This is a genomic window from Couchioplanes caeruleus (genome assembly GCF_003751945.1).
GTDB lineage: Bacteria > Actinomycetota > Actinomycetes > Mycobacteriales > Micromonosporaceae > Actinoplanes > Actinoplanes caeruleus.
Window position 1 is genome coordinate 1,113,974 of record NZ_RJKL01000001.1, and the last position, 25,462, is coordinate 1,139,435.

General features: G+C 71.0%; 21 protein-coding genes. 12 read left to right on the plus strand and 9 right to left on the minus strand.

Annotated elements, in window-relative coordinates:
- Nucleotides 1-13: 13 nt before the first annotated feature.
- From EDD30_RS38775 to EDD30_RS05310, 3 genes are all read right to left on the minus strand, one after another.
- A complete protein-coding gene (locus EDD30_RS38775; RefSeq protein WP_071809890.1) occupies nucleotides 14-511 on the minus strand; it encodes a peptidoglycan-binding domain-containing protein in 498 nt (165 codons plus the stop codon).
- 82 nt (nucleotides 512-593) lie between these two features.
- Nucleotides 594-1,490 carry a GNAT family N-acetyltransferase gene (locus tag EDD30_RS38780; RefSeq protein ID WP_170047711.1) on the minus strand — a complete coding sequence of 299 codons (897 nt, stop codon included), beginning with the start codon at nucleotides 1,488-1,490 and terminating at the stop codon, nucleotides 594-596.
- A gap of 123 nt (nucleotides 1,491-1,613) precedes the next feature.
- Nucleotides 1,614-4,838, minus strand: a complete 3,225-nt coding sequence (locus tag EDD30_RS05310; protein ID WP_071809888.1) for an AfsR/SARP family transcriptional regulator — start codon at nucleotides 4,836-4,838, stop codon at nucleotides 1,614-1,616.
- 805 nt (nucleotides 4,839-5,643) lie between these two features.
- Between EDD30_RS05310 and EDD30_RS05315 the strand changes: the two genes are divergently transcribed.
- The 4 genes from EDD30_RS05315 (at nucleotide 5,644) to EDD30_RS05325 (ending at nucleotide 8,780) form a co-directional block, all read left to right on the plus strand.
- Nucleotides 5,644-6,054 carry a hypothetical protein gene (locus EDD30_RS05315; RefSeq protein ID WP_084557883.1) on the plus strand — a complete coding sequence of 137 codons (411 nt, stop codon included), beginning with the start codon at nucleotides 5,644-5,646 and terminating at the stop codon, nucleotides 6,052-6,054.
- A 380-nt stretch (nucleotides 6,055-6,434) separates the two neighbouring features.
- On the plus strand, nucleotides 6,435-6,575 hold the full coding sequence (locus EDD30_RS38785; RefSeq protein WP_170047709.1) for a hypothetical protein: 141 nt from the start codon (nucleotides 6,435-6,437) through the stop codon (nucleotides 6,573-6,575).
- Between the two features lie 316 nt (nucleotides 6,576-6,891).
- On the plus strand, nucleotides 6,892-7,755 hold the full coding sequence (locus tag EDD30_RS05320) for a helix-turn-helix transcriptional regulator (protein WP_071809884.1): 864 nt from the start codon (nucleotides 6,892-6,894) through the stop codon (nucleotides 7,753-7,755).
- A complete protein-coding gene (locus EDD30_RS05325) occupies nucleotides 7,752-8,780 on the plus strand; it encodes a LuxR C-terminal-related transcriptional regulator (protein WP_123678086.1) in 1,029 nt (342 codons plus the stop codon). The genes EDD30_RS05320 and EDD30_RS05325 overlap by 4 nt, the downstream gene beginning before the upstream one ends.
- Here the strand turns inward: EDD30_RS05325 and EDD30_RS40385 are convergent.
- From EDD30_RS40385 to EDD30_RS40390, 3 genes are all read right to left on the minus strand, one after another.
- Nucleotides 8,722-9,093 carry a hypothetical protein gene (locus EDD30_RS40385; RefSeq protein ID WP_084557881.1) on the minus strand — a complete coding sequence of 124 codons (372 nt, stop codon included), beginning with the start codon at nucleotides 9,091-9,093 and terminating at the stop codon, nucleotides 8,722-8,724. The two genes, EDD30_RS05325 and EDD30_RS40385, sit on opposite strands and share 59 nt — an antisense overlap.
- A 99-nt stretch (nucleotides 9,094-9,192) precedes the next feature.
- Nucleotides 9,193-10,368 carry a zinc-dependent alcohol dehydrogenase gene (locus EDD30_RS05335; protein ID WP_071809880.1) on the minus strand — a complete coding sequence of 392 codons (1,176 nt, stop codon included), beginning with the start codon at nucleotides 10,366-10,368 and terminating at the stop codon, nucleotides 9,193-9,195.
- Nucleotides 10,365-11,285: an SRPBCC family protein gene (locus tag EDD30_RS40390; RefSeq protein WP_244945126.1), complete on the minus strand. Its 921-nt coding sequence runs from the start codon at nucleotides 11,283-11,285 to the stop codon at nucleotides 10,365-10,367. Before EDD30_RS40390 ends, EDD30_RS05335 begins: the two co-directional genes overlap by 4 nt.
- Nucleotides 11,286-11,912: 627 nt before the next feature.
- Here EDD30_RS40390 and EDD30_RS05345 point away from each other — a divergent pair.
- The 4 genes from EDD30_RS05345 to EDD30_RS05360 all read left to right on the plus strand — a co-directional run bounded on the left by EDD30_RS05345 (nucleotide 11,913) and on the right by EDD30_RS05360 (nucleotide 15,661).
- Entirely contained in the window at nucleotides 11,913-12,377 is a 465-nt protein-coding gene (locus tag EDD30_RS05345; protein WP_071809876.1) for a histone-like nucleoid-structuring protein Lsr2, read from the plus strand.
- A 308-nt stretch (nucleotides 12,378-12,685) separates the two neighbouring features.
- A complete protein-coding gene (locus EDD30_RS05350; RefSeq protein ID WP_071809874.1) occupies nucleotides 12,686-13,294 on the plus strand; it encodes a hypothetical protein in 609 nt (202 codons plus the stop codon).
- A gap of 237 nt (nucleotides 13,295-13,531) precedes the next feature.
- Nucleotides 13,532-15,292: an acyl-CoA dehydrogenase gene (locus tag EDD30_RS05355; protein ID WP_071809872.1), complete on the plus strand. Its 1,761-nt coding sequence runs from the start codon at nucleotides 13,532-13,534 to the stop codon at nucleotides 15,290-15,292.
- 45 nt (nucleotides 15,293-15,337) lie between these two features.
- Entirely contained in the window at nucleotides 15,338-15,661 is a 324-nt protein-coding gene (locus tag EDD30_RS05360; RefSeq protein ID WP_071809869.1) for a hypothetical protein, read from the plus strand.
- Here EDD30_RS05360 and EDD30_RS40395 read toward each other — a convergent pair.
- A complete protein-coding gene (locus tag EDD30_RS40395; protein WP_148088117.1) occupies nucleotides 15,639-16,094 on the minus strand; it encodes a cellulose binding domain-containing protein in 456 nt (151 codons plus the stop codon). The genes EDD30_RS05360 and EDD30_RS40395 overlap by 23 nt on opposite strands.
- Before the next feature lie 84 nt (nucleotides 16,095-16,178).
- On the opposite strand from EDD30_RS40395, the gene EDD30_RS05370 reads away from it, so the two are divergent.
- The 3 genes from EDD30_RS05370 (at nucleotide 16,179) to EDD30_RS05380 (ending at nucleotide 20,702) form a co-directional block, all read left to right on the plus strand.
- Entirely contained in the window at nucleotides 16,179-19,124 is a 2,946-nt protein-coding gene (locus EDD30_RS05370) for an AfsR/SARP family transcriptional regulator (protein WP_170208252.1), read from the plus strand.
- 61 nt (nucleotides 19,125-19,185) lie between these two features.
- Nucleotides 19,186-19,815, plus strand: a complete 630-nt coding sequence (locus tag EDD30_RS05375; protein ID WP_071805169.1) for a hypothetical protein — start codon at nucleotides 19,186-19,188, stop codon at nucleotides 19,813-19,815.
- Nucleotides 19,816-20,024: 209 nt separating this feature from the next.
- A complete protein-coding gene (locus tag EDD30_RS05380; protein WP_071805170.1) occupies nucleotides 20,025-20,702 on the plus strand; it encodes a VOC family protein in 678 nt (225 codons plus the stop codon).
- Between the two features lie 318 nt (nucleotides 20,703-21,020).
- Here EDD30_RS05380 and EDD30_RS05385 read toward each other — a convergent pair whose 3' ends face one another.
- Nucleotides 21,021-21,905, minus strand: coding sequence for an alpha/beta fold hydrolase (locus tag EDD30_RS05385; RefSeq protein ID WP_071805171.1), 885 nt, complete (start codon nucleotides 21,903-21,905; stop codon nucleotides 21,021-21,023).
- A 379-nt stretch (nucleotides 21,906-22,284) separates the two neighbouring features.
- Between EDD30_RS05385 and EDD30_RS05390 the strand changes: the two genes are divergently transcribed.
- On the plus strand, nucleotides 22,285-23,913 hold the full coding sequence (locus tag EDD30_RS05390) for a glycoside hydrolase family 13 protein (protein WP_071805176.1): 1,629 nt from the start codon (nucleotides 22,285-22,287) through the stop codon (nucleotides 23,911-23,913).
- Nucleotides 23,914-24,706: 793 nt separating this feature from the next.
- Here the strand turns inward: EDD30_RS05390 and EDD30_RS05395 are convergent.
- Nucleotides 24,707-25,423: a hypothetical protein gene (locus tag EDD30_RS05395; protein WP_071805172.1), complete on the minus strand. Its 717-nt coding sequence runs from the start codon at nucleotides 25,421-25,423 to the stop codon at nucleotides 24,707-24,709.
- Nucleotides 25,424-25,462: the final 39 nt, after the last annotated feature.

The window sequence follows — 25,462 nt, forward strand, 5'->3', positions numbered from 1 at the left end:
CTGAGACGGCTCCTCAGCAGTGGTCGAAACCCTGGTCGCTCTCGCGGTACTTCGGCCACTTCATCGCGCCTCGCGTGTCGGGCCCGTACGTCCCGTCGACGGGCAGCCCGTGGAACTGCTGCACATTGGCCACGGCGTCGCGGGTCGCCGTGCCGTACTGACCATCGCGTTCGATGCTCTGCCCGTAGCAGCGGACCAGGGCGTCCTGCAGCACCTTGACCCCGGACCCGGAGGACCCGACGCCGAGGATGCAGTTGCTCTCGCCACCGTTGCGGGTGATGCTCGGGATCGGGACGTAGTAGCCGGTGCCGGTCACGAAGTCCGTATGGCTCGCGCAGGTCGGGGCGGCGGCCTCGGCGGGCCGGGCTGCGGGCTCCGGCTGGCCATGCCTTGCCGGCGGCTCCGCAATGGGCGACGCCTGGGCGGCCGCGGGGGTCAGCACGCCGGCGATGCCGGCGGTCAGGCCGGTCATCGTCAGCAGGGTTCGGCGGTGGTTGTCGGTTGTCGTCATGGCTCCTCCAAGGTGTCGGATGTGGACGCGTCGGTACGGAGCAGGACCGGAGGCGAGCGGGCCCGCAGCGGCCGGCCCGGCGTCACAGGGCCTCCGCGCCGGGCCGGTCCGGGTAGATGGCGCACAGGTACTGGTCCCAGTGGCGGCCGGCGTAGTAGTCGTGCCCGCGCAGCACCCCCTCCACCTGGAAGAGGCGCCCCTCGCCGCTGCGCACCTGCGGCCAGTTGAACCCGGGTATCTCCATGTAGATCTTGTGCAGGGGGAACGTGTGGAAGAGGTGACGGGCGAAGACGGCGACGGCGTTAGCGGCCAGCCCGGTTCCCACATACCGGGACTGGAACGCCGCGCCAAGGTAGGCATACCGCATGCTCGGATCGGCGCCGTAGCTGATCACGTGCCCGACCGGCCCATCGTCCACGGCGCGACGGGCCACGTACTGGACCAACACCTGCTTCCACAGGTCGCCGGCGAACCGCTCGAGCGACGGCGGCGCACCCCGGTACCGCCAGCGGAAGCAGGTCTCGGGTCGGGTGGCCAGGGCGAACAGGAAACCTATGTCGTCCGGTTCCACCGGAGTCAGCCGGAAGGTCGGATCGGACAGCACGGGCGCCAGCGGGTCGTCGGACGAGTGCGGCCGCACCGCCACCTCGGCAGGACCGGACGGGCGAGGCCCGCGCCCGTCGGCCACCTGGATGGACAGCCCCGGGAAGGCCGCCCGGTCCATCAGCGACAGCACGTCACCGACGCTGACCGGCCGGTCCCGCCCGGCGTCCAGGGTGACGCCCTGGCTGCCCAGCCAGCCGAGCACGGTCATCATGGCGAGGCTGTCCAGGGCCAGCTGGTCGACCAGCAGGGCGCCGTCGGACAGGGTTTCCGGGTCCCGGTCGATCAGCTCGCCGAGCTCCCGGCGGCGGGCCTCCCGGCGGTGCTCGTCGGTAGCGGCGCGGGCCGGTCCGGTTCGGTCGTCCACGGTGGTCATTCGCTCGTCCCCTCCGTCGGGCTGCTGCGACGGGCCGGGCGGATACCGCGAACATCCCGACCCATGAGCCAGGCTGCAGTGCCGACCTTGCGCGCGGCTTGCGCGCCGCGGGGTGCCCCGCTGTCAGGCCCGGGCGAGCAGGCTCAGCGCCTGCCGCTCGGCGAAGCGATGCCCGGTCTCGCGGTACAGCCGGACGGCTCCGCGGGCGTGACTGGCCGCGGCCCGCAGTCGGCCGCGGAGCAGGTACGCCCGCGCCCAGGTGGACAGCACGTCGCCTTCGAGAACTCGAAAGCGGCAGCCGACGATCACCTCGGCCGCCTCCGCGAGGTGACCCTCGGCCTGCGGCGCGGCGCCGCCGTTGACCTCGACCTTGGCCAGTCCGAGCAGGGCCGTCGCCCGTTCGTAGGCGGCACCGGTCCGGCCGGCGATCTGCAGCGCCTCGGCGTACGCCGCCCGGGCCGGTCCCGGACGGCCCCGGCACCGGCAGACCGTGCCCAGCCAGTTCAGCGCCGCCGTCTGATACATCGGATCGCCGGTGTCGCGGAGCAGCCGTACCGCTCGGTGGGCCGATGCCACGGCACGCTCCGCGTCCGCGCGTGGCCAGTGCACCACCGTCGCGGTGCAGCGGGCGTACGCCTCGCCGATCTGGTTCCCGAGTCTCCGGTAGACGGCCAGAGCGTCTGCGGCGAGGCGCCCTGCCTGGGCGGGTTGGTCGAACGCCCAGCGCAGGGCCGCGAGGCCGAGCAGCGCGTGCCCCTCGCCGATGCGGCAGTCGATCCGGTGGTACCCGGGCAGCGCCTCGGTCAGGCAGCGGGCCGCCTCATCGAGCTGGCCGAGCTGCCAGTACGCGTGGCTGAGGTTGTCCAGCGCGGTGGCTGCGCCGGCGGTGTCGCCGAGCCGCCGGTAGATCGCGGCCGCCGCGGTCAGCTGCGCGACGGCCAATTGGGCTTGGCCGTCATGCCGGTGGGCCAGGCCCAGCAGCACTAGGGCGGCGGCCTGGCCCGTCGGCCAGTCGGCGTCCCGGGTCAGCGGCAAGGCCCGGCGGGCGTGTGCCGTCACGCCGGCACGATGGCCGGCGGCGAGGTGGGCGTGGGCGAGGTTGAGGTGGGCCGCCGCGATGGATCGGGGCCGGCCGCGCTGCTGCGCTACGTCGAGCGCCGCGGCCGCTACTGCCGTCCACTCGGACGGGACGTCATGGGGGTCGGCGCAGCCGCGCAGGGCACTGCCGAGCCGCCAGCCGGTCCGGCGGCTGGCGCAGTCGGTGCAGTCGCGGACGGCGCCGACAAGGCCGGGCAGCTCCGCGTCGATCCAGGCGGCGGCCGCCGCGGGGCCGGCGAAGGACTCGCCGCCGGTGGCCGCACTGACCGGCGGGGGGCACAGTCGCGGGCGCAGCATCGCCGCGGCGGCCCACAGCCGGGCCATCTGCCAGTCCAGCAGTGCGTCTCGGGCGCGTGCCCGCAGCTCGGGCGGGTCCGCGGCCCGGAGCCGGTCGGCGGCGAAGCGTCGCACCACGCCGTGCAACCGATACCGGTCGTCGGCGCACCGCTCGACCAGATGGACTTCGGCCAGCCCGTCCAGCATCCCCGTCGCGTCCGCCGGCGGGAGGCGGGCGAGCGCGGCCGCCGCGTCGGCCGTGAAGCCGGACGCGTCGGCCAGCGCCAACCGGCGCAGCAGCCGCCGCTGGCCGAGAGTGAGCCCCGGCAAGGAGCGGTCGAGGCTGGCCCGTACGCCGATGTCGCCGGCGTCAAGGTCGAGCGCCGTGAGCCCGTCGTCGCGGACCAGGCCGGCCGCATATCCCGCCAGTGATCCCTCCGGCCGATGCGTCAGGTTCGTCGCGACGACGCGGACGGCGAGGGCATGCCGCCCGCAGCCGGCCACGAGGGCGGCGGCGCCACCCGGTTCGGCCCGTAGCCGGTCCGCTCCGACTGTCCGCTCCAGCAGCGCCAAGGCGTCGGCGGGGGTCAGCGGCCCGACCGGCACACGCCGCGCACCGTGCCGGGCGACCAGGCCCGGCAGCAGATGCCGGCTGGTCACCACGACCACGCTTCCCGGCCCGCCCGGCAACAGCGGCAGGACCTGGTCGCTGCGGTCGGCGTCATCGAGCATCAGCAGCAGCTGGCGGCCCGCCGACAGCGACCGAAACAGCGCGGCTGCCTCGGCCGGGTCGTCGGGGGTCCGCCCGGCCGACCCGCCCAGCGCCCGCAGCAGCCGGTCCAGCGCCCGCGCCGGCGTGACCGGCGCTTCTGCCCCGTGTCCGCGAAGGTCTAGGTGGAGTTGGCCGTCCGGGTACCGCGCCGCCGTCGCCCGGGCCCAGTGCAGCCCCAGCGCCGACTTGCCCGCTCCGGCCAGGCCGGTCAGCAAGAGCACGATCACCCCGCCGGACGCGTCGGCGGCCGCCAGTCGGCCCAGGGCGGCAAGCTCCGCGCGGCGACCGACAAAGTCGACGGTTCCGGGCGGCAACTGCGCCGGCACGGCGATCGCGCGGCGCGCGGCGCCGGACCGGCCGTGCGCCGCCGCCCCGACGGTGGGGACCGTACGGGCGGACGCGGCCTCCCGAACCGGCGCGGTCGTTCGGGCGCCGGCCGGAGCGGCGCCGTACGAAGCACCCAACAGCTCGGCGAGCAGCCGCCGCGCCGACCCGGTCGGTTCGACCCCCAACTCGCGGACCAAGGTCCGACGCAGTCCACCGTAGACCTCGTGCACCTCCCCTCGCCGGCCGGTGGCCGCCAGCGCCCGCATGAGCTGCAGGTGCAGGTGCTCCCGCAGTGGGTGCTCGGCGGTCAGCTGGCGCAGCTCGGCCACCAGTCCGTCCGGCCGCTGCGCCAACAACTCGGCTTCGATGCGGTCCTCGATGGCCTGCAGCCGCAGCTCCGTCAGGCGCGGCAGCGCGGCAGCGCGCAGCGCCTCGGCCGCCACGTCGGTGAGCGGGTCGCCGCGCCACAGCGCGAGCGCCGCGCGTAGGTCGGCCGCGGCGGCGAGCGCGGCACCGGCCGCGAGGTGGCGCCGCCCGCTGGCGGCGAGCGCCTCGAAGCGCTGCAAGTCCAGCTCGCCGGGGTGCACCCGAAGCAGGTACCCGGGGGGTTGGGAGACGAGCCGACGAGGCTCCCCAGCGCCGCGCTCCAGCCGGCGCCGCAGCCGGCACACCAGTGAGTGCAGCGTGCCCCGGTACGACGGCGGCGGATCGTCGCCCCACAGGTATCGGGCGAGCCTCTCGGCGGGGACGAGGCGCCCCGCATTGAGCAGCAGTGCCGCCAGCAGTGCCCGCTGCTGGCCCGCAGTGATCTCCACCGGGCTGCCGTCGCGGCACACCGCGACCGGCCCGAGGATGCCGAAGTAGTCGCGCTCCACCCTTGCGCCCCCGCCTTCGCCGCTCCCCCGCCTTCGCCGCTCCCCCGCCTTCGCCGCTCCCCCGCCTTCGGGCTCGCTCCCGGCACGACCGCTGCCTCCTCGTGGATCGTCGCCGCCACCGTAGTGCCGACCTTGGACTGTCTGAAAGCGGTCGTGCGCGATGTGCGAAGCTCCGGGCGGCGCCAGTCCTGCTCGACTGAGCGCGGGCACGGCCGTGCGTTGCCCAAAGAGGTGGGACTCGGCTCCAGCACAGTAGGTATCACCTACGTCGAGCGTCCGGTGACGTCTAGCGCGTCGCCGTGCCGCATCAGCACGTGACGGGCCTGATTGCGCAGTTGGTGGCGCTTTTGTCCGTTGCGGCCCCGGTGGCGGGGCGTCAGTGTGGGGTCGTTCGCCGGAGTTGTTCGTTGACGCGAGGATGCCGCCTCCGGTGCCCGGGGTGATGGTGATGCCGACCATGATCGGAAGCCTGAATGTCGGCATGACCAAAGTGTTCGGTCATGCCGACAGCCGGCTACCGAAGAGAAAGGCGGTGGACGGCGATGGGCAGCGACGACTACGGCTCGCGTGCCGGCTGGCACCTGGGCAGTGACATCCCCATGCCGAGACATGACTCGCCCCAACCCGGAAGGTCGCTCGGCATCCCGTTAACCGGCTCTCGTCGAGTCACGGTTCAGGAGTGGAGGGTAAGACAATGCTCAGGAAGCTAGCCGCGATACTGGTCGCGACAACTGCGCTGCTCGCCGGGTCGGCAGGCGTCTCGTCCGCTGCACCCACGCAGCCGGAATTCCGTGCCCAGGGGCACATGTCAGGACTTACCACCGCCCAAGCGGCGAGCCTTCAGCAACGCGTCGACGCCGTCCTCGCCGCCATCCCCGGCGGGCACCAGGTCTCCGCGACCGAGGTCAGGTACGACGGTCTCGTCGTGACGTTCGACCCACGGTCGGACAGCAACACCAGAACCGGCGCGCAGCTGAACGTCAACTGCAGCTACGGATGGTTCTGCATAGTCGTGAGAGGCACCACGTTCAGCTTCTACGAGTGCAGATGGTGGGACCTGACGGACTGGACCGGCGTCTCGCCGTACAACAACAACCAGACCCCGGGCACGGTCTTCCGGGCCTACGACCAGAACTACAACCAGGTGTGGACTTCCACGGCACCGCAAACCGGGTCGGTCAACGTCACCCCGTGGTGGCACATCAAACCGTGCTGACCTGACGCGCACCGCTCGGACCCGCCCCCGCGATGTCAGGGGGCGGCCCCGGTCGTTCGGCGGCGTTCGGGAGCGTCACTGTGACGCCATACCGAACGCCGCTGCGGCCGCGTTGCCGGTACCGCTCGGCGGTGTCTCGACCCGGCTGCCGTGAGGCCCAGGCCGTCGAAGAGCTCGCGCCGCTGCTGGTATGGCAGCGCGGTCAGGTCCTCCAGGTCTAATAGGTAGACCGTCAGCGGCACGGCACGGCACGTAGCGGGGCGACGGACGGGGCGTGCACGGTGGAGCGCCGCTGAAGCCGGCCGAAGTCCGGGTTGCCGCCCGCGCCAAGAGCCGCCGTCCCCGGCGCCCAGGTGGTGCGCCGGCACCAGGAGGCGCCGATGGCGTCGGCCTGGCATCAGGCGGCCGACGGCGCCCGCGCCAACGACGTGCTGCGCCAGGGCATCTGGCCCGCACCTACTTGCGGTGGGAAGGCGACGCCGGTACGGCTCGGGGTCTGCCGCCCGGGGTGCCGCTGCTGATGCCGGAAATCGCGCTGGAACGTAGTCGCTCCCAGCCCGCCCGTCCAACGCCCACCTGCGGAAACGATGTAGATCGACTTCCAGGACCCGTACCGGGCGGCACGTCACGCCATGGACACCCGAGCGGATCTTCCACGACCCGCTATTCAGGACGATGGATGCTTAGCCGGGGTAAGTCTTCGGTTGACCGGGTAGGCGTGGCAGTGGGAGCCAGGCTGACCGCTACTCCGAACAGTCACGGACACGGCGTACGGCTGGTCGGCTGCAACGGGTTCTATAGTGGTGGGGCGGGGGCTGAACCGAGAAGTGAGGCTCGATGGTGCAGCTGTGCGCCGCTGACATGTCGGTGCTGGACGGCCCGCAGCTCACGGCAGATCTGGAAGAAGCCGGCATGCAGGGTCCGCGCCCGCTGATGCGCATCGCGGACCTGCCGGTACCGGTGGACACGTTGCCGATGTGGTCACAGCACCTGTACCCGTCCGGTATCCGGCAATGTCTGGGCACCGCACTGTTCGCCGCCGACGGCCGCTACCTCGGCGCGATCAACACCAACAGCGCGGACCCGCGGCCCGCCACTGAAGCCGCGTGCATGCTGATGGCACGCGCGCTGCCGTGGATCGCGCACGCGATCGACCCGCTGCGCACCGTCGTCGCCGTCGCCCGGCTGGTGGGTGACGCGGGGGCGGGTGTCGTCTTGACCCGCGGCGGTGCCATCGTGGCCCTACCCGATCATGCGCTGCTGGTCCCGGGCTCCCGTGTGCTGGCCGCGGCCGGCGCCCGGCTGGCAGACGGGCACACCCTGACGACCTTCCTGTGCCCGGACCCCGGATCAGACTCTGACGCGGACCCGTGCGTCGGGCTGTTGCGGGTCAGCGCCATCACGTGCCCACCTGCCCCGCCCGGGCATCTGTGCGCGGTGGTGTTGCTGTCACCGCCGCCGCACCTGTGCGGGTTGACCCGCCGCGACCTGCAGATCCTGGGCCTGATGGTGGCCGGGTGGCCGATGACCCGCGTCGGTGCCGCGCTGGGCGCTACCGCACACGCGGTCACGGGGCACATCGACCACATCCTGACCTTGCTCGGCGCGCCGTCGCGGCAGGTGGCCGCGATCCGGGCGCTGCGCCGTGGCCTGTACATCCCCGCCGAACCGGCCGCACCTCCGCGAGGTGATTCGGGGTGAGCTCGCGGGTCGCCTGCGGTGACAGGGTCGTCGCCGAGGTAGCGCAGATCGCCGCGATGCCTGCCGGCATCACCGCCCGCGCCGAGGCCGTACTGGCCCCACTGCATCGGCTGATCCGTTTCGACGCCGCCCGCATCGCCCTGCTCGACAGCCAACGCCGCCGGCAACCCGCCCTGAGCAGCCACGGCTACGACGAAAAGATCCAGCAGTACCTGCAGGGACCGGAAACCATCCGCGAGCTGGAGCTCCTGGGGCTGGAGCGCGATCGGACCCCGCTACGGATGAAAGACCTGACGATCTGCCCCTCGGCACTGACCGTCTGGAGGGAGCAGCTACACCCGGCCGGGTTCCGCGAGGGTATCGCCGTGCCACTGGTCACGGCTGACGGTCGCTACCTCGGCTTGTTCGGCGCTAACACCGTGAGCGCCACACCGCTGAGCGACGCCGCCCGCGACCTGCTGCAGCGCCTCGCCCCGCTGATCGCCCACGCCGTCGACCCCATGCGCAGCATCACGACCCTCGCCGCCCTGGTCGGCGATGCCGTCGCCGGCGTGGTGCTCACCCACACCGGCGACACCGTCGCGGTCCCCGGTCTGCCCGGACACCGCCTGCTCACCCCCGGCGCACCCGTGCCCACCGAAGCCGCCACCTGTTACGCCGACGGCGACACCCGCGCCGCCTTCCTCACCCCCAGCCGGCAAACCCACGCCGCGCCCGGCTACCTCAAAGCCACCATGCTGGCCTGTCCCGACCAGTCACCACACGACCTCACCGCCATCGTCCTGCTGAGCCCACCCGGTGACCTGCACCGGCTCAGCCACCGGGAGATGACCGTCCTCGGCATGCTCATCACCGGTTTCGCCCCCGCCCAAGTCATCGCCCGCCTGGGCATCACCGCCGCCACCATGCGGACCGCCCTGGAGCACGCCCGCATCAAACTCGGCGCCCCGAGCTGCGAGGCCGCCGTCATGCGCGCTGCCGACCGCGGCCTCTACCTACCCCCGACCATCGCCACACCCCGGTGACCACACGGGGATCTGCTGGACCGATAGGTGCCAACTCAGTCACGCGGCCTGACGGGCCGGTGGGGTCATTCAGCCGGCTGAGCGCGGCGCCCGACGGCCGCCGGTCGCGCAGCCGGGCCGCCAGTTCGGTGCTCTTGCCGTCGGCGGCCCGGCGAAAGCGGACCTCGATCGCCGGGTGCAGGACGACCTTCGTCCAGCCGTCGTCCCGCTTGTCAAAGTTCTGACAGGCCTCGGGCGCGCGGTCGAGGGGCAGCTCGTGGCTGACGATGAAGGACGGCTCGGCCTCGCCTGCGGCGATGAGATCGTGCAACACGAGCGCGAGCGTCCCGGGTACGAAGGGCGTACCGGCGCCGCCGGAGCAACGCCGCATCCGGCCGCCGTGCTTGCCGCGGCGGCCGGATGCGGCTGGCAGTCAGGGTTTGAGGACGATCTTCTCGCAGTTGTCCTGCTTGTTCTTGAAGATGTCGAAGCCGCGTTCCGCCTCGTCGAGAGGCATCGTGTGGGTGATGATCCGGGTGGGATCGATCTCGCCCCGCTCGATGCGCTGCAGCAGCGGCTTCATGTAGCGCTGCACGTGGCATTGCCCGGTGCGCAGGGTCAGGGCCCGGTTCATCCACGCGCCGGCGGGGAACTTGTCCATCAGTCCGCCGTACACGCCGATCACCGACACCACGCCGCCGCTGCGGCACGACATGATCGCCTGGCGCAGCGCGTGGGGGCGCTCGGTCTCCGACCGTACGGCCTGCTTGACCCGGTCGTACGCGGCGATGTGCGCGCTGCCGTGGGTGGCCTCCAGGCCGACCGCGTCGATGCACTTGTCGGGTCCGCGCCCACCGGTCAGTTCCAGCAGCCGGGACCGCACGTCGACCTCCTCGAAGTTCACCGGCGTGTATCCCGCCCGCTCCGCCATCTCCAGCCGGTACGGCTCCTTGTCGATGGCGATGACCTTCGCGGCGCCGAGCACCCGGGCGCTGTCCATGGCGAACTGGCCGACCGGGCCGGCGCCCCACACTGCCACCACGTCGCTGGGCCGGATGTCGCACATCTCGGCACCCATGTAGCCGGTGGGCAGGATGTCGGACAGGAACAGCACCTGCTCGTCGCTCAGATCGGACTCGATCTTCAGCGGGCCGACGTCGGCGAACGGCACCCGCGCGTACTGTGCCTGGCCGCCCGCGAAGCCGCCGGTCAGATGCGAATAGCCGAAGATCCCGGCGACCGGGTGACCGAACATCTTCTCCGCGATCCCGGCGTTGGGGTTGGAGTTCTCGCAGCAGGAGTACATCTCTGCGGCGCAGGCGGCGCACGCGCCGCAGGCGATGGGGAACGGCACGACGACCCGGTCCCCGACGCGCAGCCGATCCGGATCGACGCCCGGGCCGACCTCGATCACCTCACCCATGAACTCATGGCCCATGACGTCGCCGTCCTGCATCGTGGGCACATAGCCGTTGACCAGGTGCAGGTCCGAGCCGCAGATCGCGGTGGAGGTGATCCGTACGATGGCATCGCGCTTGTTCAGGATCTTCGGGTCCGGCACGTCACGGACCTCGACCTTGTTGCGGCCCGCCCAGGTGTTCGCCCTCACGCGTCCGCTCCCTTCGCGAGCTCGGCGTCCGACAGCGGTTGCGCCGGACGCTGCGGGAACTCCTTGCGGGCCCGCTTGCCCCACGGGGCGCCGTCGGAGCGGACCACCTCGCCGGTCTCCAGCACCTGCTTGAGCCGGCGCAGGTCGTCGTCGAGCTGCTGGTGCGGTTCCTCGCCGAAGTACTTCGCGACCGCCTTGCCGACCGCGCCGCCCGGAATGTCGTACACCAGCACGACGTGCACCTCGGTGCTGACACCGTCCGGGGCGGGGACGAACCGCACGGTGCCGCTGTTCGGCACGTCGGCATGCCCGGTGGAGCGCCACGCGATCCTCTCGCCGGGCGCCTCGTCGATGATCTCCGCGTCCCACTCGACGTTCGTGCCGAACGGAGCACCCGCGGACCAGTGGCTCGTACGGTCACCCGTGGCGCGAACCTGCTCGAGATGCGCCATGAACGTCGGGAGGTTCTCCAGATCGCGCCAGAACGCGTAGACCTCCGACGCGGGTTTGCGGATGGTCGTCGTTGCCGTCAATTCCATGGATCCTCCTTTGCGTGAGCGCCGCAGGGCCGGCACAGAGCCGATTTCTCGCGTCCGGGTGGCCTGCACTGCGGTCAGCAGGTCCAGCACCGTGATCGCGACGACGGCGCCGGTGACACCGACGAGCCGCCGCCGACGGCGCCCACCCCGGTGGGCGAGGGCCATCCCCAGCGCGGTCAGGTCCATCGCGTCGCCCGCGACGCGGGTCCACGCCCAGACGCTCTTGCGCCGGCTCGTCAGGAGCCCGGCCGCGTGGACCAGCTCCCGCGCCCCGACCAGCGGCACCACCGCCCGCGATGTCAGGGAGTCGTCCACGCCGCTGATCCGGCGCACCGTCTCCGGCGCCGCCAGCTGTGCCACGCCCAGACCGAGACTCATCCAGCCCAGCCCGCGGCTCCGCCGCTGCACCTCATCCTGCCTTGCCTTCACTGCCTCTCGGGTTGCCAGTTGAGTCATGGCGACATCCGTATCCGATCACGCCCGGTCGAGCGTCCCGGCCCACAGCGGCCCGGAACACGTCCTATTCGAGCCGGTATCCCCCGCAAGAAGTCACCCAAACCCGCCAATCGACCGCCTCGTGGAGATGGCACTACCGACGCGGGTTGCCGTGTCACCCTGGGAACGGTGGGGCGCCGGCGAGCCCGCGTCGTCACGATCGGGCCGCCTGGACGGCGGTGCTCCAACAGAGATCTGGAAGGTCGACCCAGTGCGCATAGCCCAGTCACGCCACGGGAGCTTGTTCGGCCTCGATGCGCCCGTAGCCGGCACGTAGACCGCGTCGGTGCAACGCCGTCAAGGCGCTTGAACGGTCAGCACCCACATGGGCAGGCGCGCGCCGCCACCGAGGCATTCAACAGTTGCACCGCCTCCGGCGGTTGCAGCAGGCCGCGGTATCGGGTCAAATCGGAACGGACACTCACGTCCAGTTCAGCTCCTTCATCACCGCGACTTCCATGCACCGGCGATCCGGTGGCTACTCACGGCCCACGACACCATTGAGGAAACATGGCAAAGCAGATTATTGAAACCCTGATCGACGACCTCGATGGAAGTGTCGCCACGGAAACCGTCACGTTCTCGCTCGAAGGTGCCGACTACACGATCGACTTGAACGAGACCAACGCCGCGACGCTGCGCGACGCGCTGGCAGCGTACGTCGGCGCGGGCACGAAGGTCGGACGGGGCTTCGGCAACTGGCGGCCGGGCATGACACTCACGCGGAGTCGACAGGCCGCGAAGACCGACAACAAGGCAATCCGCGGGTGGGCGACCGTCAACGGTCACGAGGTGTCCGATAGAGAGCGCATCTCACACACCGTGGTCGAGACGCACGAGGCCGCCAAGAAGGTGCCTGCCGCGCCGCCGGCCAAGCCCGCGCGCAAGGCGAAAGCCATAGCGAGCACAACGGTCAAAGTAGAGAAGCAGGTAACGCGTAAGAAGCCCGCCGCAGTGCAGTTCAAGGCGAACTGACCGTACGTCGACAAGGCGAACTGGAAGGTCGCCACCGACGTCCTCACGTACGGCCTTGCCCGCGCCGCACCGAAGGCTCGAGCGGTCGCTCCCGCCTGGTCATCACGCACAGGTGATGGCCAGGCCGGCCAGGCTCCTCGATCGCTTCCTCCGGACCGTCATGACCGCCACAACGAACATCGATAGCTGCGGACGCGGCTCGGCGGTACGGATGGCGCCGACGCATAGGTCGGTCGAAGGGGCGGCGGGCTTCTTCCCTCTGTGCTCTACTGCCGGGTGTGAAAAGAAGGGCGAGTCTGCTCCTGAGCATGGCATTGCTGCTGGCTGGGGTCGCCGGCGTGGCGGGCTGGAGGTGGTGGCACCACCGTGTGCCGTACGGGCCGGAGGCGCTCAACGCTCACGCGACGCTCGAGGTCGTCGACCAGGCGACCGCCGACGCCGCGCTCAAGCCCGGCAACGCGGAACAAGCCGAGGACGGCGACCAGATCTTCCTCGGACGGGTTGTCTGGAACCGGCCACCCAACCCTCAGAAAGGCGGCTCATTTCGGGTCGTTGTGCTCGACAAGCGCAGTCACCTTCCGCCCGGTTTCATCGCGGTGGCATCTGCCGAGCCCGACGCCGTCAGTACAGGTTCGGACGGGTCCTTGGACATTGCCCAGCAGCGCTACTCGTGGCTGCGAGGCGCTGGCACGCGAGAGGTCAATGGGCAGGCGTGGAGTTCCGGCAGTGCCATCTACGTCGACTCGGTGGACGCGTCGCCGGTGACCTTCCAATTTGTACTCCGCCCGGCACGACCGCAGACGCCACCTGAGAACATGGTGGCCACGGGGCCTGCTAAGCCGGAAGACCTGCTAGTCGCCCTGATCAGCGCGGGATCCGACGGGCAAGTCTATTGGGCACAGCGCCTCCTGAACTGACGCGCAAAAGCCCAGTGCTGCGGCAAGCTGCAGCAAACCCCGCCTACGTCGAACCGTGGTCGCTCGGATGTTCCGTACCCCCACCGGACTCAGCCGGACCCAACCTATTAATCTTTAGGTTCGGGGTTCGAGTCCCCGGCCCGGTTTCGCCGGTTCTGTCTCCTTCCTGTCCAGTTGCTCAGCGTCTCCGGTCGGCACGTCGCCGGGACAACCCCGCGGAGCTATTAAGCTCAGCGGATGTCTCGGATTCTCTCGGCGCGTGACCTCGAGTTTCTCCTCTATGAGTGGCTCGACGTCGAGGCGCTGACCAAGCGTTCCCGGTTCGCCGAGCACTCCCGGGAGACCTTCGACGCTGTCCTCGAGGTCTCGGCGCGCATCGCCGAGCGCGAGTTCGCCGGCCACAATCGCAAGGGCGACCTGCAGGAACCGACCTTCGACGGCGGGCGCGTCACGGTCATCCCCGAGGTCGAGTCCGCCCTGCGGGCATTCCACGAGTCGGGGCTGCTCGGGGGCGCGCTGGACGAGGAGATCGGCGGCCTCCAACTGCCGCACGTCATCACACGCTCCTGCTTCGCGTGGTTCCAGGCCGCGAACATCGCGACCTCGGCGTACCCGATGCTCACGATGGCGACCGTGAACCTGCTGCTGGCGTACGCGGGCCAGGAGCATGTCGACGCCTTCGTCCGGCCCATGGTCGAGGGCCGGTTCACCGGCACGATGTGCCTGTCGGAGCCGCAGGCCGGATCGTCGCTCAGCGACGTGACGACCCGGGCCGTGCCCGCGGGCGACGGGACCTACCGGCTGCACGGCAGCAAGATGTGGATCTCCGGGGGCGACCACGAGCTCAGCGAGACGATCGTGCACCTGGTACTGGCCCGGGTCGCCGGCGCGCCGGCCGGGGTCAAGGGGCTGTCGCTCTTCATTGTCCTGAAACATCTGCTCGGGCCCGACGGTGCGCCGGGCGAGCGCAACGACGTCGTGCTCGTCGGACTGAACCACAAGATGGGCTTCCGGGGCACCACCAACGCCGTGCTGTCGTTCGGGGACGGAACCCACGCGCCGCGCGGCGCCGCGGGCGCGGTCGGCTACCTCGTCGGCGAGGAGGGCCGCGGGCTCGCATACATGTTCCACATGATGAACGAGGCGCGGATCGGCGTCGGGGCCGGCGCGGTCGCGCTCGGTTACACCGGATATCTGCACGCGCTGGCGTACGCGCGTGAACGCGTCCAGGGCCGGCCGCCGGGAGACAAGGACCCGTCGGCACCGCCGGTGCCGATCGTGCGGCATCCGGACGTACGCCGGATGCTCCTGGCATCGAAGACCTACGTGGAGGGGGGTCTCGCCCTCATCCTGTACGCCGCCAAGCTGCTCGACGAGGACTCCCCGGACGCCCCACTGTTGCTGGACGTGCTGACCCCCATCGTGAAGGCGTGGCCGTCGCAGTGGTGCCTCAAGGCCAACGACTACGCGATCCAGGTGCACGGCGGATACGGCTACACCCGGGAGTACCCGGTCGAGCAGTTCTACCGCGACAACCGGCTCAACCCGATCCACGAGGGCACCGACGGCATCCAGGCGCTGGACCTGCTCGGACGCAAGGTCACGATGGACGGCGGCGCGGGTCTGTCCCTGTTACTGCGCACGATGGGCGAGACGACGTCGCGGGCCCCTCGGGAGCTGTCGGGTATGGCCCGCGCGCTCGATGCGGCCCGGGGACGCCTGGCCGAGGTGACGCGGACGCTGTGGGCCTCGGGCGATCCCCGGACCGCGCTGGCGAACGCCACCGCCTACCTGGACGCCGCCGGGCACATCGTCGTCGCATGGATGTGGCTGGAACAGGCGATCGCCGCCCACGGCAAGCGAGGCGCGTTCTACGACGGCAAGCGCCTGGCGGCGACGTACTTCTTCGACCATGAGCTGCCACGTACGGGACCGTGGCTGGACCTGCTCGCCCGTGGCGACACCCTGCTGGCCGATCTGGACGACGATCTCCTCTGACGATCCGGCCCCGCCCGCAGCCGCCGGGCGGCCACCCGTCGCCGCATGGAGATCATCGGCGCCCCGGGAGTCGGCGTCCCCGACCACCACGGCCGTGTCGGCCTGGACCAGGCGGGCCGTTTCGATCGTCCGATCGCGCTTCCCGCCGCGTCGCCGCCCTACGACGTCCTTCTCGCGGAGGGCGGTCCTCGGGTGCAGTGCGTCGACGGCAACCTCGTCGTCCAAGGCACCGCGCCGCACGTGGGTTCTGCGGCGCTCGACGGCATCCGCCAGGCCGGGGTGGCCGTCGAGGTGGCCTCCTGCGACCTGACCGACTCGATCGCGACCGCGTTTTGGGGAACCCCTGTCAGGTGCAGGGGACGCTGTTGACGGTGAATGTGGCTGGCCGGGTGGCCTGGCCGGTGGCCTGGTAGGCGACGGTGACCGTGCCGCCGGGACGGACGGTCGCGTTCGTGACGATGTCGTGCGCGACGATCGCACCCGAAGTGGTCTCCAGGGATGCGCCCTTGACCAGCAGGATCGTCTGTCCGGGCGGCAGCCTGAAGCGCAGCGTCCAGCCCTCGATCGCCTCGGTGCCGGTGTTGTTGATCCTCAACACCGCCTGATGGACCGACGCGTCCACCTGCTGCCCGTAGTAGCCGACGGAACAGCCCACCGTCGGAGCCGCAACGACGGCTCCGGCCGGCAGGGCGGCCGGCAGGGCGGCCGGCAGGGCGGCCGGCAGGGCGGCCGGCAGGGCGGCCGGCAGGGCGGCCGCCGGGCAAAGAAGTCCCGCGGCCAGAAATCGAAAAATTCGCGACATACCAGTTCCCCTCTGTGTTCGTGCTCTCCATGCTCGACTGCAGACGATGACGGCCGTCACTGGACAGCGACTGGATGGAGACTGGTGCTACGGATACAGGTTCTCGGCCTGACCCGGGCGTGGGTCGGCGGGGAACAGGCCGACCTCGGCCCGGCCGGCCAACGGGCCGTCCTCGGGCTGCTGCTCCTCGCCGAGGGGCGGCCGGTGAGCCGGTCCGCGCTGATCCACGCCCTGTGGGAGGACAAACCGCCGGACAGCGCCGTCAACATCCTCCAGACCCGGATCAAGCATCTGCGCCGCCACCTGGAACCGCGGCGCCCGGCCAGGCAGCCCAGCGAGCTGATCCCGCTGGCCGGGGACGGGTACCGGCTGAATGCCCCGCCCGGCAGCGTCGATCTGGCCGAGTTCCGGCGGCTGGTCAGGCTGGCCGGGCAGGAGCACGACGACCGTCGGATCGGCGAGGCGCTTCGGCTGTGGCAGCACGGCGAGCCGTTCGCCGACGTGCCGGTGCTCGGCCGCCATCCGGCGGTGATCGCGCTGGCCGAGGAGCGGCGGTCGGCGCTGACCCGGTACGCCGCGGCGATGCTGGCCGACGGGCACACCGACCGGGCGGTGCGGTTGCTCGCGGAGGCGGCCGCCGCCAGCCCACTGGACGAGACCGGTCAGGCCCGGTTGATCCGGGCCTACCAGGCGGCGGGGCGGCGGGCCCTGGCGTTCGGCACCTACCACGCAGTACGGAAACATCTGGCCGAGGAACTGGGCGTAGACCCGGGGCCGGAACTCACCGCGGCGCACGAGGCCCTGTTCGCCGAGGAGCCGGTGCGCCGGACGGTGTCCGCATCGACCAGCCGGCCGGTAGCCGTACCCCCGCATCCGCCGGAGGCGCGGACGGCGCCGCCGCCTGCCGAACTGCCGCCCGACATCGGGGGTTTCACCGGCCGTCAGACCGAACTCGACGAGTTGGACCGGCTCGCCCTCGACGACCCCGGCGAGGCGCTGCGGATCATCGTGCTGTCCGGGACCGCCGGGGTCGGCAAGACCAGCCTCGCGGTGCACTGGGGCCACCGGGCGCGGGACCGGTTCGTGGACGGGCAGCTCTACGTCAACCTGCGAGGGTACCACCCGGAGCAGCCGGTCGCGGCCGGTGACGCGGTCGCCGGGCTGCTCAGGTCGCTCGGGCTGCCCGCCGACTCGGTGCCGTCCGACCTCGCCGAACGGTCCGCCCGGCTCCGCAGCCTGCTCGCCGACCGGCGGATGCTCCTGCTGCTGGACAACGCGGCCAGGGTCGAGCAGGTCCGCCCACTGCTGCCCGGCACCGGATCGTGCATGGTGCTGGTGACCAGCCGGGATTCGCTGGCCGGCCTGGTCGCCGGGCAGGGCGCCGACCGCCTGGAACTGGACCTGCTGCCGCTCGCCGACGCGGTCGCGCTGGCCGGCCGGCTGCTGCGGTCACGAACGGACGGCGAACCGGATGCGGTGGCCGCTCTCGCCGTCCAGTGCGCCCGCCTGCCGCTGGCCCTGCGGATCGCGGCCGAGCTGGCCCTGATGCGCGGCACCGCGCCGCTGGCCGCGCTGGTCGGCGAACTGTCCGACCGGCACCGGCGCCTGGACCTGCTGGCCACCGGGACGGACCCGCAGACCGACGTCGGAGTGGTGCTTTCCTGGTCGTATGGCCACCTGCCACCGGCCACAGCCCGGGTGTTCCGGCTGCTCGGGCTGCACCCCGGCCCGGACATCGACGGCCACGCCGTGGCCGCGCTCTGCGGCGGGGAACCGGCCGTCACCCGGCGGGCGGTGGACGAGCTGACCCGGGCGCACCTGATCCGGCGTCAAGACGACGACCGGTTCGTGCTGCACGACCTGCTGCAGGCCTACGCCGCCCGGCTCGCCGCCGACGACGCCGAACGCGACACCGCCCTGGACCGGCTGCTGAACTACTACCGGTACGCCGCGCAGACCGCCGTCGAGACGATGTACCCCGCCGAACGGCACCGCCTCGTCGCCGGCGCGCCCCCGGAAACACCGGGGCCCTCACTGGACACCGCCGCCCGCAGCCTCGCCTGGCTGAACGCGGAACGGGCCAACCTGGTTGCGGCCGCCGTGCACGCCGAACGACACGGGCTGCCTGCGCACACCACCGCACTGACCCTGGTGCTGCTGCGCTACGTGGAGGCCGGCGGGCACCACGACGAGGCCGCCGCCCTGCACACGCACGCGCTGCGGGCCGCCGAACAGCTCGGCGACACCCGCCAGCAGGCGCACCTGGAGACCAATTTCGCCGTCATCCTCGCTCAACAGGGGCGGTACCCGGAGGCAGAACTCCGGCTGCGGCACGCCGCCGACCTGGCCGCGAAGATCTCCGACCCGGTCGCGGAGGCCCGCGCGCTCGGCAACCTGGGCTACCTGCACGAGCGGCAGGGCCGGTACGCCGAGGCGGCCGACCGGCTCGACGAAGCGATCACGCTGTGCCGGGCGGCCGGCGACGGCACCGGCGAGGCCCGCGCCCTCGGCAACCTCGGCCAGGTGCTGCTCCGGCGCGGGCTGTCCGGCCCGGCCGGGGAACGGCTGCGCGCGGCGCTCACCATCAACCGGCGCACCGGTGACGCGGTCGGCGAGGCGTACGCCCTCATCAGCCTCGGGCACATCGCGCTGCAGCAGGGCGACCATGACCGGGCTGCCGAACTGTGCGGAACGGCCCTGAACCTGTGCCGGAACAACAACGAGCCGGCCGGCGAGGGGTACGCGCTCGACGCGCTCGGCCTGGCCCGGCTCGGTGCCGGTGACCACGCCGCCGCGCTGGACCTGCTGCGGCAGTCGCTGGTCACCTTCAGCCGCCTCGGTGAGCGGGCCGGTGAGGCAAACGCCGGCAACAGCCTCGGTGAGGCGCTGGCCGCGTCGGGGCAGGTGCAACAGGCGCGGGCGTACCACGAGTCGGCGCTCACCCTGGCCGCCGAGATCGGCGACCACCACCAGCGGGAGCGAGCCGTCCGCGGGCTGTCCAGTACCGGCCCGCCGGCGTCCAGTGCTTGACCAGCGCCCCGTCCTACGTTCCGTCCCAGACATCAACCGATGACCAGGAGGGACAGAACAAATGCGACGAGCAATCCTTCGTACGCTGGCGACCGCCACGGCCGCCGGAGCGATGGCCTTCGCCGGGGCCACCCCGGCGATGGCAGACTCCGACCTGCCGAACTTCCAGCTCGGCATCCAGCTCATCGACAACGGCAGCGAGGTCGGGCAGATGCAGATGACCCCGTTCGCCACCTTCGGCGGCGGCTGCTCCGAGTGGGCCGGCGACCCGAACGCCTTCGACCCGGACGGCGCCCGCGTGCAGCTCATGCCCGCCCCGCGTGGCCGGCTCGGTGACCGTGACCTGCGGTTCGGCATCCAGGTCGAGGACCGCAACGGCAGCGAGCGCGGGCCGGTGGAGTGGACCAAGTGGGCGAGCGAGGGGGGAAGCATGAGCGCAGTCGCGTACGACGCCAACCGGTTCGACCCCGACCGGGCCCGGGTCTGCCTGGAGACCCGGCTGATGCCGGCCGGCATCGACCTCTACGACATCAGAGCCTCCATCAAGACCGTCGACCTGGGCGGGGGGGACCAGAACGGACTTCGGCAGTTCACGCCGTGGCTGTACGACGGCGGCGGGTTCAGCGGATGGGCGTACGACTCGAACGCCTTCGACCCGGACGGCTTCTCCATCGGTCTGGAGGTCTACTGAGGTCGGTACGGGGGCCTGGCTCGCGCCGGTCCCCGTCAACTCAGCTACGTGGCGCCGTCGACAACCACCGAGGTTCAGGCCCCGCGATGGTCAGGACGACGGCAACCGAGACGCCGAAGCCGCCGTACTCTGCGCGGACTTCCGCCCAATGCGCCGGCCTTGCGCGCTCGACCCTTGATGGAAATGAAAACCAACTCTAATGTCGTGTCATGACTGCGAACGGTACGGAGCCGATCCTTGATCATGTGGTCTTCGCCGCGCGGAGCCGCGACGATGCCGAGCGAGCGCTCGGCGAGACCGGGCTGAGCGTCATCGCCGGCCGCACGATGGACGGAATGGGCCTGTCCAATGTGTTCATCCCGCTTGGCTCGGCCATGCTCGAGGTGCACTATCCCAACGGGGAGCCGGCGACCGCCGCCGGGCCGCCGTACGCCCAGATCCAGCGGGATGCCTTGGCGGCACACCCCGATGTGGCGTTGCTCCCGGTCACCTGGCTCGTGCGCTTCGACGACGTGGAGCGGCTGCGGGAGGTGTCGGCCGCCGACGGATGCTCGGTGGACGAGATACCGGCAAGGGGCGCGGTTCCGGAGTTCCTACTCGGTGGCTTCGGGCCCGCGTTGACCCGGCCGTGGCTTCCCGCACTGATCCATTGGCCGCAGCCACCGGGCGAGCGACTGGCGGCCCGGACCGCCCCGCACACGCGACGGCCGTCCGGCGAGCTGACACTCGACGTCTCGGGTCCGGCCGAGGAGATCACGGCGTGGTGCGGCGGACCACCCCGCGGCGTGGTCGTGCACCGCGGGTCGGCCGGGCCGTTGCGCGTCCACGTCGGCCTCGCGGACGGCGGGATCGCGATCCTCGGACAGCCCACCGGGAACCGGTCTTGACGGCACCGGCCGCCTTCGGCAGCCGGTGGAAACCTGGTCCGCACGAGCCGTCCCACGCGGCACCGGACCGGACCGCCGGATTTCGGGAAGGTGGACAGCCGCAGATCTGACCTCGCTTGCCGCAGTCTGCCGAACTCGGCAAGGTGCGGCGGTCGGCCTTTCAGACACGTCGCGGACCATCACATCGACAACAGCATGGAGTCCATGCGGGGAGCCGAGCTGCGACAAGTAGATGGAGACGAACAAGGCGATCAGCCGAACACCTCGTCCATCACAGCTCGTAGCTTCCGCCTGGCCTCGCCTTGTCGAAGGTCTGGTTCAGAAGTCCGCCGGAGGCGGGCTCTTCGCGCGTTCCCGCTCGTCGAGGAACGGGTCGATTGCTCGCCGGAACGCCTCCGGCCGCTCCACCCACGGGTAGTGCCCGCATCGCTCGAGCACCTCGAGCCGGCCGGAAGGAAACCGCGCCGCCAGCGCCTTGACGGGCGCCAGACCCGTCAGGCAGTCGTCTGCCCCCGCAATGACCAGCACAGGCGCAGTCACCCTGCCGACCCGGGCGACAAGGTCGCCCGGGGGTTCAACGCTGAAGTAGGCCTTGGCGGCCGCCAGGTTCCACCGGCCGATCACCGCGTGTGCCTGCTCTGCCGCTCCCCACGAGGCGTATCCCATCGGCGCGACGCGTATCTGCCACGCGTTGAACGCGTCATCGTCGCTCAAGTCCGGGCCGGCCTCCGACGCTTGAACGGCGGCATCGAACGCCGGCTCCCCACGATGGCGGACCATCAACTGCTCCGCATCGGAGGGTGCGTCGACGAGGTACCCGGCCGGAGGCGTGATCAGAGCCATCCCTGCGAGCCTCTGGGGGAACTGCGCCGCGTACGCGATGGCCAGCCGCGTGCCAGCCGAGTGCGCAGCGAGCACGACGCGATCGAGACCGAGATGCTTCCGCAGAAGCTCAAGGTCCTCGGCCTGACGCCAGAACGATCCCACCTCGTCCTGAGACGGTGCGGGTGAATGACCCACGCCGCGCAGATGAGGGATGATCAGCGGGAAACGCCCGTCAAGACCGGCCAGATCGCCGAGGTAGCTCGGGTGCCTGGCTGCGCCCCCAGCGAGCACGATCACGGGCAGCCGATGGCGATGGGGATCGGGACGACTTTCCGAGTAGTGCAGTGGGGTTCCGTCGAACCCGGCGTAGAGCGACACGACATCACCCTAGCCAGAGCCAACCGCAAACTTCGATACGCCCGCTCATCTGCATATCAGGCAGGTCCGCCCATCGGGCAGCGATACGACACGAGCGGGAACATCACGCACGGTGATGGTTGACCAGCGGGGCAGGGCCCAAGACCGAAGTTCCGACGAGCCTTCCATGCTCGAACCCACGCCGATCCATTGAGACTCGCCAAGACGCATGAGACACAAACCGCGCAGATCGGCTGCATCGCAATGATGTCCGGCGATGGCACTGGATCTTGGGGCCTACCCTCTGTTGACGCCGGCCCTGAGCCGGCACGGGGTCCGCAGCCGTACCCCTGCCTGAGTCCCGTACCCCCTCTCGTAAGGACTTCCCGTGGCCGACAACATCGACGCGCCCCCGGCGCGTCCAAGAGCCGATGCCGCGCCCTGGTGGCGCACCGCCGTGATCTACCAGGTGTACCCGCGCAGCTTCGCCGACGCGAACGGGGACGGCATCGGTGACCTGCCCGGCATCCGGGACCGCCTGACTCACCTGCGCGACCTCGGGGTGGACGCGGTGTGGTTGTCGCCGTTCTACCGTTCCCCCCAGGTCGACGCCGGGTACGACGTCTCCGACTACCGCGACGTCGACCCGATGTTCGGTACCCTCGCCGATTTCGACGCGCTGGTCGCCGAGGCGCACCGGCTCGGCCTGCGGGTGATCATCGACGTGGTCGCGAACCACACCTCGGACCAGCACCCGTGGTTCGCCGAGGCCCTGGCTTCCGAGCCCGGCTCCGCCGCGCGGGAGCGGTACCTCTTCCGGCCCGGAAAGGGAGCCACGGGGGAGAAACCGCCCAATGACTGGGAGTCGGTCTTCGGCGGGTCGGCCTGGACCAGGGTCGCCGACGGCGAGTGGTACCTGCACCTCTTCGACCCCGCCCAGCCCGACTTGAACTGGCGCGACCTGGAGGTGCGCGGCGAGTTCGAGGACGTGCTGCGGTTCTGGCTGGACCGCGGCGTCGACGGCTTCCGGGTCGACGTGGCACACGGAATGATCAAGGCGGACGGCCTGCCCGACGTGGGCCCCCGGAAGCAGGTACGACTGCTCGGCAAGGGCGATCTGCCCTTTTTCGACCAGGACGACGTGCACGACATCTACCGCTCCTGGCGGAAGATCCTGGACGGCTATCCGGGCCAGCGGATGGCCGTCGCCGAGGCCTGGGCCTCCACCTACGAACGTCTGTCCCGGTACGTGGCCTACGACGAGCTGCACCAGGCGTTCAACTTCGAGTTTCTCCGCGCGCCCTGGGACGCCGTCGAGCTGCGCGGGGTGATCGACCAGTGCCTCGCCTCGATGGGGGCGGTCGGTGCGCCGACCACGTGGGTCCTCTCCAACCACGACAAGCGGCGGCACGTCACCCGGTTCGGCGGCGGCGAGGCCGGGCTCCGCCGAGCCCGGGCCGCGGTGCTGCTGATGCTCGCCCTGCCCGGCTCGGCCTACTTGTACCAGGGCGAGGAACTGGGGCTGCCAGAGGTGCTGGACCTCCCGGACCAGGCGCGGCAGGACCCGATCTGGTTGCGCTCCGGCGGGGCCGAGCCGGGCCGCGACGGCTGCCGGGTGCCGCTGCCCTGGTCCGGCGACGCGCCGCCGTACGGGTTCGGGCCGGCGAGCTCGACGCCCTGGCTGCCGCAGCCGGCCGACTGGGCCGAGCTCACCGCGGCGGCGCAGCACGGCGACCCGGCGTCGATGCTGACGCTGTACCGGGCGGCGCTGCGCACCCGGCGGGAGCACCCGGCGCTCGGTCAGGGCAGTTCGGAGGAGCTGGAGTGGTTGCCCGCCCCGGTCGGGGTACTGGCGTTCCGCCGGGCCGGCGCCCCGTCGCTGGTCTGCGCCGTCAACCTGACCGACGCCCCGGTCGACCTGGCTGCGGCCGGGATACCGGTGACCGACGCGCCACTGCTCGCCAGCAGCGCCGTCGCCGGTGGCATGCTGCCTCCCGACACGGCGGCCTGGTGGTCGGTCGCCGGCTGAGCCAGCGGCCCCGCCCGGCGGCCCCTGGCGGGGCGGCACCGTCCAGTCGCGGGCCGGGTGCGGGTGGGTGACGGAGCATAAAGCGATCCCGCACGGCAGTCAGCGCTCGTGGCGGCATCCACGGGCAGGCCACATGATCCATGCGTGATCAACAGTTATGGCGCGGAACGACACTGCCTGGCACAAGCCGACAGGCGTGTGCCACAACCATGAGGACGGAACGGTCACAGCCACCACAAGCGGGCATAGTGCAGCAGTGCCGCGGCCCGTTACTTGCGCTGGCGATACGCGTAGACGAGCAGTCCGGCCACGACCATCGCCACAGCAAAGGCGCAAAGCAGGACCATGAGGTGCCATGGCTTGATTCCCACCCGCGCACCCTAGCAAGCAAATGATCTTCGCTGGGAACGAGAACCGACGGTCGGCAGGGATCGCAGCTGTTGCCCGTGGCGACGATCGCGCGCAGCTTGCCTCGGCGTCGCGAGAGCCGCCGATAACGCTCGCCGAGGAAGGTGTCGCTGCGGGCCAGGACCGCAGTGATCTCGCCGAAAGTGCTGGCCAGCCAGGGATCGCCTTTGCCGGTGGTTGCCTGTTTCGTTCTGCCGGCGGATTGCTTCATGCGTGGAGCGAACATCTTGGCGCAGAGCAGCGCGGGTGCGGTCACGGATCAGTGAGCGGCGATAGCGGGTGAGGTCGCGCAACTGGCGGATCGGCTTGGGTGGCACGAAATTCGGTGCGCACATTCCTCGCTCGACGACCTTGGCCAACCACCTGCCTCATGTAGTCGCCGACCTCAGCGGACCGGAGGTTCTGCATGAGCGGCTCGCCGCCACCTCTCGACCTCGATCTCGTGGGAGCCGGTCTGTGTGGCGGTGCTCACCGTCGCGGAACGCTTGGCATCGCCCAGGCCGTCGCCGCCGGTAAGCAAGGTCAAAGGCCAAGCGGGAGTTCCGCCCTGCCCGTCGTAAGCACGCCATTCCCACGGTCCGTCGAAGCACCAGGCGCGACCGTGGCGGTCGGCGACATCGTCGCCGAGATCCAGGAAGGCGTACGGCCGGAACACCAGTCTGATCATCAGGGGAATGTCGTCATCCGGGTTCAAGCCGATTCCCTGCTCAACGGCGTTGAGGTCCTCGGACACACCGCGGGTCAGAACCACAATCTCGCGGTGGGGTCGCGGCAGCCGACCCGTCTCAAGCGGTGGGTCGAACCTCTGTACCTCGATCACGTGCACGACGGTGGGAGGAATGCCGACGCGGCAGTCTGCTCCCACCTGAAGCAGTTCGGCGGGAGGCTCGGTACGGAACAGCTCGTTGCTCCAGCCAGGCGTGTCCGGTCCGCCGGCGATCGCGACGTTCCCGTTCCAGTCGATCCATTCGACATCCGCATCGTTTCGCCACCAGGGCCAGCGAATCGACACGTCTCCGGCGGAAACGCCGGCCACCCTCGCCTCGGTGAACGGGCAGAAGATCTCCAGCACGTCCCCGGTACGGAAGTCGATGTCAGCCACGGGGAAGATCTACCACACTTGTATGTTTAGGCTCAGCGA

Bases quoted from the DNA above. Each gene is read 5' to 3' on its own strand.
- EDD30_RS38775 (WP_071809890.1), bottom strand. From the start codon at position 511: ATGACGACAACCGACAACCACCGCCGAACCCTGCTGACGATGACCGGC.
- EDD30_RS38780 (WP_170047711.1), bottom strand. From the start codon at position 1,490: ATGACCACCGTGGACGACCGAACCGGACCGGCCCGCGCCGCTACCGAC.
- EDD30_RS05315 (WP_084557883.1), top strand. From the start codon at position 5,644: ATGTCAGGACTTACCACCGCCCAAGCGGCGAGCCTTCAGCAACGCGTC.
- EDD30_RS38785 (WP_170047709.1), top strand. From the start codon at position 6,435: ATGGCGTCGGCCTGGCATCAGGCGGCCGACGGCGCCCGCGCCAACGAC.
- EDD30_RS05320 (WP_071809884.1), top strand. From the start codon at position 6,892: ATGGTGCAGCTGTGCGCCGCTGACATGTCGGTGCTGGACGGCCCGCAG.
- EDD30_RS40390 (WP_244945126.1), bottom strand. From the start codon at position 11,285: ATGAGTCTCGGTCTGGGCGTGGCACAGCTGGCGGCGCCGGAGACGGTG.
- EDD30_RS05345 (WP_071809876.1), top strand. From the start codon at position 11,913: ATGGCAAAGCAGATTATTGAAACCCTGATCGACGACCTCGATGGAAGT.
- EDD30_RS05350 (WP_071809874.1), top strand. From the start codon at position 12,686: ATGGCATTGCTGCTGGCTGGGGTCGCCGGCGTGGCGGGCTGGAGGTGG.
- EDD30_RS05355 (WP_071809872.1), top strand. From the start codon at position 13,532: ATGTCTCGGATTCTCTCGGCGCGTGACCTCGAGTTTCTCCTCTATGAG.
- EDD30_RS05360 (WP_071809869.1), top strand. From the start codon at position 15,338: ATGGAGATCATCGGCGCCCCGGGAGTCGGCGTCCCCGACCACCACGGC.
- EDD30_RS40395 (WP_148088117.1), bottom strand. From the start codon at position 16,094: ATGTCGCGAATTTTTCGATTTCTGGCCGCGGGACTTCTTTGCCCGGCG.
- EDD30_RS05375 (WP_071805169.1), top strand. From the start codon at position 19,186: ATGCGACGAGCAATCCTTCGTACGCTGGCGACCGCCACGGCCGCCGGA.
- EDD30_RS05380 (WP_071805170.1), top strand. From the start codon at position 20,025: ATGACTGCGAACGGTACGGAGCCGATCCTTGATCATGTGGTCTTCGCC.